General features: G+C 57.0%; 14 protein-coding genes. 9 read left to right on the top strand and 5 right to left on the bottom strand.

The window, feature by feature from the left end:
* The first annotated feature begins 92 nt into the window (after positions 1 to 92).
* The 7 genes from ACR0AP_RS08950 to ACR0AP_RS08920 all read left to right on the top strand — a co-directional run bounded on the left by ACR0AP_RS08950 (position 93) and on the right by ACR0AP_RS08920 (position 5,856).
* Positions 93 to 845, top strand: coding sequence for a porin family protein (locus ACR0AP_RS08950; RefSeq protein WP_480506470.1), 753 nt, complete (start codon positions 93 to 95; stop codon positions 843 to 845).
* An 81-nt stretch (positions 846 to 926) separates the two neighbouring features.
* Positions 927 to 1,784: a tyrosine-protein phosphatase gene (locus ACR0AP_RS08945; protein ID WP_480506469.1), complete on the top strand. Its 858-nt coding sequence runs from the start codon at positions 927 to 929 to the stop codon at positions 1,782 to 1,784.
* A 106-nt stretch (positions 1,785 to 1,890) separates the two neighbouring features.
* On the top strand, positions 1,891 to 2,547 hold the full coding sequence (locus tag ACR0AP_RS08940; RefSeq protein WP_480506468.1) for a lipid-binding SYLF domain-containing protein: 657 nt from the start codon (positions 1,891 to 1,893) through the stop codon (positions 2,545 to 2,547).
* A 467-nt stretch (positions 2,548 to 3,014) separates the two neighbouring features.
* Positions 3,015 to 3,182: a hypothetical protein gene (locus ACR0AP_RS08935; protein ID WP_480488542.1), complete on the top strand. Its 168-nt coding sequence runs from the start codon at positions 3,015 to 3,017 to the stop codon at positions 3,180 to 3,182.
* A gap of 108 nt (positions 3,183 to 3,290) precedes the next feature.
* A complete protein-coding gene (locus ACR0AP_RS08930; RefSeq protein ID WP_480506467.1) occupies positions 3,291 to 3,668 on the top strand; it encodes a lysozyme inhibitor LprI family protein in 378 nt (125 codons plus the stop codon).
* Positions 3,669 to 3,761: 93 nt separating this feature from the next.
* Positions 3,762 to 4,949: a dual-specificity RNA methyltransferase RlmN gene (gene rlmN, locus ACR0AP_RS08925; protein ID WP_480506466.1), complete on the top strand. Its 1,188-nt coding sequence runs from the start codon at positions 3,762 to 3,764 to the stop codon at positions 4,947 to 4,949.
* 286 nt (positions 4,950 to 5,235) lie between these two features.
* Entirely contained in the window at positions 5,236 to 5,856 is a 621-nt protein-coding gene (locus ACR0AP_RS08920) for a cytochrome P460 family protein (RefSeq protein WP_480506465.1), read from the top strand.
* Here ACR0AP_RS08920 and ACR0AP_RS08915 read toward each other — a convergent pair.
* The 3 genes from ACR0AP_RS08915 to ACR0AP_RS08905 form a co-directional block, all read right to left on the bottom strand.
* Positions 5,853 to 7,511, bottom strand: coding sequence for a U32 family peptidase (locus ACR0AP_RS08915; protein ID WP_480506464.1), 1,659 nt, complete (start codon positions 7,509 to 7,511; stop codon positions 5,853 to 5,855). The two genes, ACR0AP_RS08920 and ACR0AP_RS08915, sit on opposite strands and share 4 nt — an antisense overlap.
* Before the next feature lie 64 nt (positions 7,512 to 7,575).
* Complete coding sequence (locus ACR0AP_RS08910; protein WP_480484160.1) at positions 7,576 to 7,914, bottom strand: hypothetical protein; 339 nt, start codon at positions 7,912 to 7,914, stop codon at positions 7,576 to 7,578.
* Positions 7,911 to 8,831: a DnaJ C-terminal domain-containing protein gene (locus ACR0AP_RS08905; RefSeq protein ID WP_480506463.1), complete on the bottom strand. Its 921-nt coding sequence runs from the start codon at positions 8,829 to 8,831 to the stop codon at positions 7,911 to 7,913. Before ACR0AP_RS08905 ends, ACR0AP_RS08910 begins: the two co-directional genes overlap by 4 nt.
* Before the next feature lie 159 nt (positions 8,832 to 8,990).
* Between ACR0AP_RS08905 and ACR0AP_RS08900 the strand changes: the two genes are divergently transcribed.
* Complete coding sequence (locus ACR0AP_RS08900) at positions 8,991 to 9,374, top strand: hypothetical protein (protein WP_480493903.1); 384 nt, start codon at positions 8,991 to 8,993, stop codon at positions 9,372 to 9,374.
* Here ACR0AP_RS08900 and ACR0AP_RS08895 read toward each other — a convergent pair whose 3' ends face one another.
* Both ACR0AP_RS08895 and ACR0AP_RS08890 read right to left on the bottom strand, forming a co-directional pair.
* Positions 9,375 to 10,475, bottom strand: a complete 1,101-nt coding sequence (locus tag ACR0AP_RS08895) for a cystathionine gamma-lyase (RefSeq protein WP_480506462.1) — start codon at positions 10,473 to 10,475, stop codon at positions 9,375 to 9,377.
* 3 nt (positions 10,476 to 10,478) lie between these two features.
* Positions 10,479 to 11,321 (bottom strand): LOG family protein, encoded by an 843-nt coding sequence (locus tag ACR0AP_RS08890; protein ID WP_480506461.1) that lies wholly within the window; start codon positions 11,319 to 11,321, stop codon positions 10,479 to 10,481.
* Between the two features lie 79 nt (positions 11,322 to 11,400).
* On the opposite strand from ACR0AP_RS08890, the gene ACR0AP_RS08885 reads away from it, so the two are divergent.
* Positions 11,401 to 12,312 (top strand): threonine/serine dehydratase, encoded by a 912-nt coding sequence (locus ACR0AP_RS08885; protein WP_480506460.1) that lies wholly within the window; start codon positions 11,401 to 11,403, stop codon positions 12,310 to 12,312.
* The last annotated feature ends 25 nt before the right edge of the window (positions 12,313 to 12,337 follow it).

Here is a 12,337-nt window from a genome sequence, read left to right as displayed (position 1 = left end):
TCCAAGGGCGCGCGGAGCCTGTCTGCGCGCCCTCCTCGAATGAAAAGACAGTGCGTCGCACTGAATAGCCAGCACATCAGCAGGTCAATGTCATGTTTGAAAGAATCACGTCAGCCCAAAGGCAACTCCTGGCCGCCATAAGCGTTGGTTTGTCTTTGGGCTGCGCAACGCATGGGAATGCACAAGGCGCGAAGTGGGACTTCACAGGCTATCTGTATCTCTGGGGGCCGGCACTGAGCGGAGAGACAACAACCGGTGGCAGCATCGACATCAGCTTCAGCGACATTCTCGACAATCTCGATTTTGCCTTGATGGGCGCGGTTGAGGCGCGGCGCGGCAGGTTTTCGATTTTTGCGGACGCGCTGTACCTGGATCTGAGTGATGACGAGGACGCCGCCGTGGGCCCAGGGATTCCAGCCAGCGCGGACGCCGACGTGCGTGGGACAGTATTTTCCGGCTCTGTTGGCTATGATCTTGTTGACAACACCGGCACGCGGGTCGCTGTTCTGGGTGGGTTTCGGGGCATGGATCTCGACACCAGTGCTAATGTTTCCATTGCTTCTGGATCACAGCGCATCTCTGGGGGGATCAACAACTGGGACGCAATCATTGGCGTCCGCGGGACAACCCAGATCGCGGATCGTTGGGGCCTTTCCTACTATGCAGACATTGGCACAGGCGAAAGCGATCTGACTGCGCAACTCAGCGCTGCGGTCAATTATCGGATCAACAATTGGGACTTGGTGTTTGGCTACCGGTATCTGAACTGGGATCTCGGCAACGCCCAGGTGCTGTCTGATCTAACCTTTAAAGGACCGTTCATCGGCGCAAGGTTCGGGTTTTGAGTCGACAAATGTGAGATCCCTTCGGCCGGCACGGAGAAAAGAACATCAAGACCTAAATCCGACAAAGCAATGGAGAGAGACATGAACCTGATTAGATCAATTGGCGCGACCCTCCTTCTGATGACGGTGGGCACACTTCCCGGCATCGCGGCAGAGGAGCGGGCCGTGCCTCTGGAAGGCGTCCTCAACACCCGAGACCTAGGTGGTTTGAAAACCGAAGACGGCCGCTCAGTGCGTGCGGGGCAACTCATCAGATCCGGTGAGATAGACGAGATCAGCGAGAGTAGCATGCAGAGCCTGGACGAAATGGGTGTCAGCGTGATTGTCGATCTCAGAACCACATCCGAAGCGACGGCCCATCCCGCACAATGGCCCGAAGGGGAAGGACCCGCGCGCCATAACTTCCCGGTGATGGAGAATGAAAGCCAGATGATTGAAGACATGCGCGCCAGCATCAAATCAGGGACGGCCATAGCGGAAGAAACCGATGCTTTGTTCGCCGGAGCTTTTGGCTACATCGCAACGGATTACACAGACGAATACCGCGATCTGTTCGATGTCTTGCTTGGCCAGCCGAAAGGGGAAGCGGTTCTCTATCATTGCTCAGGCGGGAAGGACCGTACTGGTGTGGCAACTGCGCTGGTCCTTTCCGCGCTTGGCGTCACCAAAGAAGACATTCAGGCCGATTTCATGATGAGCAACACTCTGAAGGATGCAGATAACAAGGCCGAGCAGATCGCAGCTGAAGTCAATGCGGCTCAGGGGACAAGCATGACGGCAGAAGCTGTCTGGCCTTCGCTTGGCGTGCGGGAGTCCTATCTCGATGAGTTCTACAAGAGCGTTGAAGAAAGCTATGGCTCGGTCGATGGCTACCTTCGTGAAGGTCTTGGCCTCACGGATGAGGACTTGGACACCCTACGCAACAGATACCTTCAATGAGTCGAACACGGAACGTGCAAGTAGAGAGAGTCTGCGACTTGAACAACCTTCCAGTGTTGATCCGTCGCAACTTTGTGCCAGCCAAAAAATGGCAACTGGAGGAAACATGTTACGCTCTAAATTAGCAGTCGGAATGGTGGTGACAGGCCTCGCGCAACTTTCGATGGTGCCATCGGTGAGTTCCCAAGGCTTACTCGACAAGGTGACAGAAGGTGTCTCTGGAGCGGCCAAAAAAGTAGGGGATGTAGCCGAAACAGCCGGTGAAACCGTTTTGGACGTGACTGACAGTGCGACTGCATCTGAGATCGACTCCGGTGCAGATGCTGTACTTGCTCAGCTCCACACAAGTTCCCCTGAGACCATAGACCTGACCGATCAGTCAGTCGCGATCCTGATCTTTCCAAAGATCACCAAGGGTGGCCTTATGGTCGGCGGTCAATTTGGAGAGGGAGCGATGCGTGAAGACGGCAACACGACCGGATACTACAGTATTGCCGGCGCGTCTTATGGGTTTCAGGCGGGTGTTCAGCAGTTCTCATATGCCATGTTCTTTCTCAATGATCAGGCGCTCGAATATTTCCGCAACAACAATGGGTGGGAAGCAGGCAGTGGCCCGACACTCGTAGGTGGCGACCAGGGTTGGTCCGCGTCCATGGGAACAAACGATCTACAAGGCGATATCGTTCCAATAGTCTTCGGGCAGGAAGGCCTAATGGCAGGGACAAGTCTTCAGGGCACAAAGATCAGCAGGATTGAGAAGTGAACCGGATACCTCACGCTAGACCTATATAATCAGGCAGGCATAAGATCCGCAGAGGTGAAAGTCTGTTCCGTCCGCGTTGCGGTCACTGATCGTTCGCATATCAACCCAATCCGCTCGCGTTGTGCGCGGCGAGTTGAAGGCCAAGACTGCGATGTTGACCGGTCTGCGTAAGCCTTTTCTTATTCGTGCCTGTCAGGATGCAGTATCACCAAGCGCCGCTTTCGGTACGCTCCACATTCAACCAGTATGCCACACAAGCGCTTCCGTCGTAATTATGTTTAAACCCTCTGAGATGGGGAACCTTCAACACCGCAGAACTCAATCACAACGTGGAACAGCACTGTTACTCACCCCAGAGCGCAAGATGCAACTTTACGCAGGATCAACCCGTTTACTTGATCCGTATCAATGTGAGCTCTGACGATTTCCGAACTAATCAGTTCAAGAGAAACCAAGGAGTTGCCACCATGCTGAACAAATCTCTTGCCGCGTTGATGATGATATCAGCCATGCTGCTGAGTGCCTGCGAAAACAAGGGCGAGACTTATCCTGTAACCGGCGAACAATGCGGACCGAACGATCCGGTCAAGACCCTGGATGCCGAAGATTGCTATATCCCACCCGCGGGTGTCTGACGCGGAACTGCATTTCCGTTGGTTCAGGGGGCCAACCTGCATCTAAACCTTTCTGGCAAAACATGTTACTCTGGCCTGACCCCTGCCGAATAGATGAATGAGGCGGCCATGCGTCTGATCTTGATTGCGCTGCTTTTGCCAGCCACCGCAACCGCCGACCCGGCGTTGGAATGTTCCGACGCCGGATCACAAGTCGAAATCGGATCCTGCGTCGGAGAGATGGACACACGGGTGTCGCGCGCGCTGCAGGTGAGTTTTGATTTGGCGGTACAATCTGCCAAGGAGCTGGACGAGGTCACCGGGCGGATAGTGGCTGAACCTGCCCTCATAGCGGCGCAACAAGCCTGGGAAACCTATCGCGATACGCATTGCACCGCCGTCGGCGCGTCGTTTGGTGGCGGATCGGGTACAGGTATCGCAATCACATCATGCCGGGTGAATTTGGGGCGGGCACGCGTTGAAGAACTGTTGAGTTTTGCAGACTGACTGAAACGATTCCTTTTGATCTTTGCACAGGTTCCTATATAGAGGCGCATCCCAAGCCAGAATCCTTGAAGATACGCCTCAGCAGGTACCACAATGTCGCCCAAAGCGCCGATCACTCAAGACGTCATGACCCTCCCTCGCAAATTGCCCGAGGGGAAGGTGAACCTTGTCGGTCTCACCCGCGACCGTTTGCGCGAGGTCCTGATCGAACATGGTACGCCCGATAAGCAGGCAAAGATGCGTACCGGTCAGATCTGGCAGTGGATCTATCAATGGGGCGTGCGCGATTTTTCCCAGATGACGAATCTCGCCAAAGCCTACCGTGCGCAACTGGCCGAAAACTTTGTGGTCGAGATACCCGAGGTCGTGACCCGACAGGTATCCGAGGACGGGACCCGCAAATATCTGTGCCGGATCGCGGGTGGGCACGAGGTCGAGGTGGTCTACATCCCCGAAGAAGATCGCGGTACGCTGTGCATTTCATCTCAGGTCGGATGTACACTGACATGTTCGTTTTGTCATACGGGCACCCAGAAGCTTGTACGTAATTTAACATCTGCCGAAATTGTCGGGCAGATCATGATGGCGCGCGACGATCTTGACGAATGGCCGACCCCCGGTGCGCCAAAGGATGAAACGCGCCTTCTGTCAAACATCGTTCTGATGGGAATGGGCGAGCCGCTTTACAATTTCGAAAACGTCCGCGATGCGATGAAGATCGCGATGGACCCCGAGGGGATATCCCTGTCGCGCCGCCGCATCACGCTGTCGACCAGCGGAGTGGTACCCGAAATTGCACGCACCGCCGAGGAAATCGGCTGTCTGCTGGCGATCTCGTTCCATGCAACCACGGATGAAACCCGCGACGTTCTGGTCCCGATCAATAAGCGCTGGAATATCAATGAGTTGTTGCAGGCGCTGGCCAGCTATCCCAATGCCTCGAACTCCGAGCGGATCACGTTCGAATACGTGATGCTGGACGGTGTGAATGACAGTGACGAGGATGCCCATCGTTTGATCGACCATATCAAGCACCACAAGATTCCGGCCAAGATCAACCTGATCCCGTTCAACGAATGGCCCGGTGCACCGTACAAGCGCAGCTCGAACAACCGCATCCGCGCTTTTGCCAACATCATCTATCAGGCAGGCTACGCCTCTCCCATTCGCAAGACACGGGGCGAGGATATCATGGCGGCGTGCGGTCAGTTGAAATCGGCAACCGAACGTGCCCGCAAATCGCGCAAACAGATTGAGTCCGAAGCCGGTTTAACCCGGTAGTTTTCCTGTCCGGTTCATCATAGATCGGGTGGTCGTGCTTTGATTGTCCAAGATGACCGCCTGCACGCATGAAGTGTGCCTGTAAACTTAATGTTTCAGATGCTGATTCAATATGCATAATTTGCTATATATTAATGATTCAATGCCGCAGGATGCAGGTTCAAATCGAAGCACAAGGCGGTGAGTTTCCGGGACCTGAGCTGGTAAGAGATCCCAGAGCCGCTAGAATAAGAACTCTGTCGTCACGTGGCGCTCAGGCGAACTGATTTTCAGGTGGGTCGTAATAATGGACTCGTATCTTCGAATAATTCTCCAGCACAAAGCCATTGCGTGCGCGATACTTCTGATTTCTTCAGGACTGGCAACGGCGGATGGTCACAACGCTCACATCGCGATCGAAAATCCGGCAGAGCTGAGCAAGGATGAGGCCGCGGCCCACTACCATTCACTAAGCCGTCGCATGGCACGGGGGTATGCCGCGGCGCAACTGGATCTGATCCTCAACTACCAAAGCTGGCCGCTTTTCAACGACGCGCCATATATCTCGGCCACACACGGGCAGCGTTACGTAAACACGTATGCCAACCGAATGGCCCATAACTACGGGACATTGCAGAAAGGCGAAGAACTTCCCATGGGATCGGTGCTTGCCAAGGACAGCATGACTGTGACCGATGAAGGTCACATACATCCCGGCGCCATGTTCATAATGGAAAAACTGCCAGAGGGTACCAGCCCGAACACCGCTGACTGGCGTTATATCATGGTGCTGCCAGACGGGTCCTTGTATGGCGATACCATGGGCGCCCGTGCCAGCGAAGTTGCCTATTGCCATGTCTGTCACGAACAAGTGGCGGATCGTGACTATACATTCTTTGTTCCCGAAGAATATCGGGTGGGAAACTAAGCCGGTTCACCCGGCAGCTTGAGTTCTGTCGCCTCGCGGCGGCTGAGTTGCTCGCCTTGCTTCCGTTTGGACAGTACCTCGCGTGCCAACGCGTATTTGTCATCCTGCCAGAAGATCAGGCATCCGTTGCAGCCCTTGCCGCAGCATCCTTCCGTGCCGATGCGGTTTGTCTTGAACCGGCGTTCGTTACCGTCTTGGCCAATCTTTTCAACCAGATCATCGCGACGGCGTGCATAAGCTGTTGGATTGTCTCGACCGGAGGTTTCCAATCCCTGCACGAGCTTGTCAAAGCGAATGCGGCTCCAGTGTTCGTCGGTCAGGGCGCGTTCCTTGCGCAGCACCGAGTAGACCGGAAAACGGGCGCGCAGGTCGTCGGTATCCTCGTGATCGAACAGGGTGAAAGGCATCCGAATGATGGTTTTTGTGCTACCATGTACCACGTCCAACCGCGCACCATCATGGGCGCGTTCGAAATCATAGACCCGCAGCAGAACCGTCTCGCGCGAGGTGGGCGAGACGAAATCCAGCACATCGCCCGGTTCCAGCTTGTTCTTTACCTCGACCAGAAAAGCATCCTCGGTCACTTCGGTGACGATCCCGGCATATTCCCACTGCGCGATGGATGCTGTGTGTTCGTAATCATGGGCGTAGTTGGTCAGCCGCCCTTCGTGGAAGGCCAGCGTATAGCCGCGGTTACCCACGGTCTCCAACTCGCGTATATAGGGTTTCGGGTCCCAGTTCTGGGGGTCGGCATAGTAATCGTCGATGGCCATACGATAGGCCCGCGCGACGATCGCGGCGTAGTATTCCGATTTGCCGCGCCCTTCGACCTTGAGGCTGTCGACTCCGATTTTCAGGTACTCGTCCAGCTTCGGCATGATGCAGAGGTCGCGGGAGTTGAGGATGTACGAGCCGCGATCATCCTCTTCGATAGGCATCAGGTCACCGGGGCGGCAGCCTTCTTCCAGCAGAAATTCGAACAGGTCGGCGTTTTCTTCGGTGATACGCAATTCCTGATGCGTGCCATCCTTGAGGCGCAGTTTCAGACCGTAGTTCCAGCGGCAGGAATTGGCGCAGTTGCCCTGGTTGGCCCCGCGTTCGGCCATGAAATTCGACAGCAGGCAGCGGCCCGAATAGGTCATGCACATAGCGCCGTGCACGAAGGCTTCTAACTTGATATCAGGGCATTTCTCACGGATCTCGACCAGTTCGGGATAGGAAACCTCACGCGCCAGAACCACCAGCTCGGCCCCCTGATCCTGCCAGAACTTCACCGACAACCACGAACAGATATTGGCCTGGGTCGAGATATGCAGCGGCAGTTCGGGCGCGCGCTCGCGGACGTATTGGAATACGCCCGGATCGGCGATGATCAACCCGTCGGGCTGCACCTTGCGCACCGTGTCGATGTATTCGTCCAGTTTCGGGATGTCTTTGTTATGCGAGAACAGGTTCAGTGTCAGGTAGGCGCGCCGGCCATGGTTGTGGCAGAACTCGACCCCTTCAATTACCTCGTCCAGCGAAAACTCGGACTTGGTGCGCAGCGACATATCCGGCGTGCCCAGATACACGGCGTCTGCCCCATAGAGGATGGCGAGTTTAAGTTTGCGCAGATTGCCCGCAGGCATCAGCAACTCGGATCTGGGCTGGGTCATGGAAGCTACCTGACAAAGGATCAAGGCGGCCTTCTACGCCATAATCATTGCGCCCAAAACCCTGTTATCTGCGACGGAACCGCGCTGTGCCGATAACTTCGATCAGTTGTTGGCGCACCGGCTCGGGTTGCGCCTCGACTGCGTTCAGAACCTCACGCAGTTCGGCGCGCAGCCCATGCATCTGATCAATCAGCGAGATCATCATCGACAGCGCATCGGCCTCCATGTCGTATTGCTCGTGCAACTCGCAAGCCAGTTCCAGCCGGGCAACGTCGATACTGTGATAGACCAGCCCCTGCTCCGATTGTTCAGGGATCACGATCTCGGCCGCAAGATACTCGGTCAGGCGGTCCGAGGTCAGGCGCGAGACGGTTTCGATCAGTTCCTTTTCGGTCAGGGTCATGACGGCATTCCTTTCCGCGGATCGTAGCGGTGCGTTTCGCGCCATGTCTCCATGAACTGCCTGAGATCATCATCGATCTTGTCGGGCATCGAGACAGTCAATTCGATCAGTTGGTCGCCGCGCAGGGACGAGCCGCGTTTCTTCACCCCCTTGCCGCGCAGGCGAAGGGTTTTGCCGCTGCTTGTGCCCGCCGGAACATTGACGTTCACACCGCCATCGATGGTGGGGGCGGCGACTTTCCCGCCCAGAATGGCCTCATCGATGCTGATCGGCAGCGTGATATGGATGTCGTCGCCCTGACGGTCAAACACCGGATGTTTGGCGACCGTGACGGTCACCAACGCATCCCCCGGAGGGCCTTCGCCATAACCCGGAGCACCCTTGCCGCGCAGGCGGATGGTCTGACCTTCGGTTATCCCGGCGGGGATCTTGACCTCGATCCGGTTGCCGTCTGGTAGCGTCAGTTTCTGACTGGCGCCAAACACGGCATCCAGAAAGCTGATTTGCAGGGAATAATTCAGGTTATGCCCCGGCGCATGAAACTCATGCCTTTGCTGGCCGCCAAATCCACCGCGGCCGCGCATGAATTCGGCAAAGATGTCCGACATGTCGTCCGGGTCCGCCTGACGCCCGCGATAGGGGTTTCCAGCGGCCTCGGCATAGTCCCGGTAATAGTGTTGTTGCGGGCGTTCCTGACCCGATGCGTCGATTTCGCCATTGTCGTAACGGGCGCGGGTTTCAGGATCTTTCAGCAAGTCATACGCAGCAGCTGCGGCCTTGAATTTGGCCTCGGCCTTGGCATCGCCGGGTTTCAGGTCCGGGTGGCACTCCTTAGCAATACGCCTGTAGGCTTTCTTGATTTCGTCGGCACTGGCGTCTTTCGGTACGCCAAGGACGGAATAGGGATCGTCGCTCATCTCACACTCGCGGGTCAGGGCAGGTCTGATCTTGATGAAAGTGTTCTACCATGTGTTTTCAACGGGTCAAAAGGAAGAGGCGATTGAATTGTCTCGAAAAAACTTAGAAGTCTGCTAATATCTTCATATTTCTGATTGTAGATTGACGGAGGCCATCCCATGTCGCGCAGAATTAAATCCGCTTTGGCCCTGCTGGCCGGCAATGCCATCGGGCTGTTGCTGGCTTCGCTGATACTGTCCGGTTTCGCGATCAAACCGATCTCATTTATCGTGGTTGTGATTGTTTTCACCGTCGTTCAGGTGATCGCCGAGCCCTTGATACTGAAGCTTGGCGAAAAGAAAGCGCCCGCATTGAAAGGCGGGATCGCCCTGGTCGTGACATTTGTGGGCCTGCTGGTGACCGACCTCATCGCGTCGGGGCTGACCGTTGGCGGTATCTCGAACCTGCTGGCGGCGACGCTGCTTGTCTGGCTGGGGGCGCTGATCGCCAGCGTGGTACTGCCGATCTACGTTTTCAAGGACCTGCGTGCCGCGAATAAGTAATCACAGCGCGTTCAGGCTGGCCTCGATCGCTTGCCACAGTTCGTCCACCGGTTCGCATCCAACGGACAGTCGGATGAAGGCCGGGTCGACACTATCGCCCCAGCGCGCGCGGCGCTCGGCCGAGCTGTGAACACCTCCGAAGGATGTGGCGGGGCGCAAAAGCGGGCAAGTGTTGATGAAGGCTTCGGCCTTGTCTTCGCTTTCCAAAGTCAAGGATAGCAGAAATCCGAACCGTGCCGTTTGTGCCTGCGCCACTGCGTGTGATGGATCATCGGCCAGCCCGGGATAGCGGACCTGCTTGACCGCTGGGTGACCTGCCAACCGTTCTGCCATTACCTGAGCCGAGCTGCACATCCGGTCGAACCGGACATCCAGCGTTTCCAACCCGCGATGCAACAGCCATGCCTCATGCGGTCCGGGGATCGAGCCGGAGACTCTCCGCCATTCCTCGACCCGTTCCATGATGTCACTGTTGCGGCTGGCCACGTGACCCATCAGCATGTCGGAATGCCCGCCCATCGCCTTGGTGTCGGACGACACGACCACGTCGATGCCCAAATCCAACGGACGCTGACCCAGCGGTGTCAACGTCGTATTGTCGGCAATCGTCACCCCGCCAGCAGACCGCACCTGTTTGGCTATAACTTTCAGGTCAATCATGTCCAGACCGGGGTTCGAAGGGCTTTCGGCGAACACAACGTCAAACCCGTCAAAACCACCTTCGGCAAACGCAGTGGTCGGTCGCTCTTCAACTGTCACGCCAAGACGCGAAAGGAACAGGTCCGCCAGCAGACGGGTGACATAGTACCCGTCCGAAGGGATCAGAAGGCGCGAACCGGCTTGCACCGTTGCAAACAGAGCCGCAGAAATCGCGGCCATGCCGGACGGGAAGCTGCGACAAGGCGCGTCTTCCAGATGCGACAAAACATGCTCAAGATGTACCCAGGTGGGGTTATCGACACGGCCATAGGTCGGGTGGCCGTCCGGCGCACCGGGCAGATGGAACATGCTGCTTTGCGTCAGTGGAAGGGCGACGGGTTCGCCTTTTGACAACGCGTTGCCACGCAGGTGGAGCATTTCGCCTGTCTTTGGGGGTTTCATCGCTCAGCGCCCCGGAATTTCGTCGCGAGGCGGGGCGGGTTCCCAGTTGTCAATGATCTCGGCCGCCTCCTGCGCGGTATCGACAAAGCGGAACAGGTCCAGATCCTCGTCCGAGATCGTACCGGCATCCGCCAGTGCGTCCCAGTTGATGACCTTTTCCCAGAACGCGCGGCCAAACAGCAGGAAAGGCACACGATCCATTCTGCCGGTCTGGATCAGGGTCAGGGATTCGAACAGTTCATCCAGCGTCCCAAACCCACCGGGAAAGATGGTGATGGCGCGGGCGCGCATCAGGAAGTGCATTTTGCGGATCGCAAAATAGTGGAAATTAAAGCTGAGATCTGGCGTCACGAAGCTGTTTGGTGCCTGTTCGTGCGGAAGCACGATGTTCAGCCCGATCGAGCACCCGCCTGCTTCGTGTGCACCGCGATTGCCAGCTTCCATCACACCGGGGCCGCCGCCAGTGACGATCACATTCTCGCGGCATCCGGTTTCTTTCGATTTCACGGTCATCAGTCGCGCGAATTCGCGTGCCTCATCATAATATTTCGACAGACCGGCCAGGGTTTCTGTCCGCGCGGTGTGCTTTTGCGAGGGTTCGGGAATGCGGGCGCCGCCGAACATGACGATGGTCGACGTGATCTCCCGCTCGGTCATGATCATTTCGGGTTTCAGCAACTCAAGCTGCAACCGTACAGGGCGCAGCTCGTCCCGGCACAGAAACTCGTCATCCGCGAAAGCCAGACGGTAGGCCGGAGAGCGTGTTTGCGGTGTGTCCGGAACCTCTTTTGCGGTCGAGCGGTCGGTCTGCGCATCGCGAAACGGACTGTGGCGGTCTTCTCTCATCGGTGATCGATCCCTGCTTGCGTGTTTGACAAACAGCTATAGGGTTCGCGGGCAGAGTGCCAGTCACGGAAAGACGAGAATGAATTGGAAAAGTGAAATATCGGCAGCACGGGACCGCATCGCGGGATATGCGCAGGTGACCCCGGTTATGGAAAGCAACATTCCCGGCTATCCGGTTGAACTGAAACTCGAGCACATGCAGCATACCGGCAGTTTCAAGGCGCGGGGTGCGTTCAATACGCTGCTCAGCTCGGATGTGTCGGCTGCGGGTGTGGTCGCCGCATCCGGTGGCAATCATGGTGCGGCGGCAGCTTATGCAGCGCAGACGCTGGGGTATCCTGCAAAGATATTTGTGCCGGAACTGGCGGGTCCGTCCAAGATCGCACTGATCCGGCAAACCGGTGCCGACCTGAGCGTTGTTTCCGGTGAATACGCAAACGCGCTGACCGCAGCGCAAGAGCATGAGGAAATGACGGGTGCAATGCAGATCCATGCTTATGACGCCCCGGCCACGGTGGCGGGGCAAGGGACCTGTTTTGCCGAATGGGACGCCCAGGGCTTGCAGGCGGATACGGTACTGGTCGCTGTTGGCGGCGGCGGGCTGATCGCCGGGGCGCTGGCCTGGTTCGGTGGCGTGCGCAAGGTTGTGGCGGTCGAGCCGGAAACGTCCTGTGCGTTGAATGCTGCGTTGTGCGCTGGTGAGCCGGTTGATGTTTCCGTGTCGGGCATCGCCGCAAACGCGCTGGGCGCGCGGCGGATCGGCGAAATCTGTTTTGAACTGGCGCAGGGTATGAGTTCGGTTCTGGTGTCAGACGATGCCATCGCGGCGGCACAACAGGCGCTTTGGCGCGCGCATCGCATTCTGGTAGAACCTGCCGGCGCGACCGCATTGGCCGCCTTGACCTCGGGTGCGTACCGACCTGAACAGGGTGAACGCGTGGGTGTTCTGGTGTGCGGTGCAAATATCGCGCCGGACCCGTTCGCTGGGTGAATTATCGGGTTGTGGATGTGGATGG

It is taken from the genome of Ruegeria sp. AF7, assembly GCF_056541885.1.
This window is presented reverse-complemented; position numbering and strand designations above follow the sequence as displayed.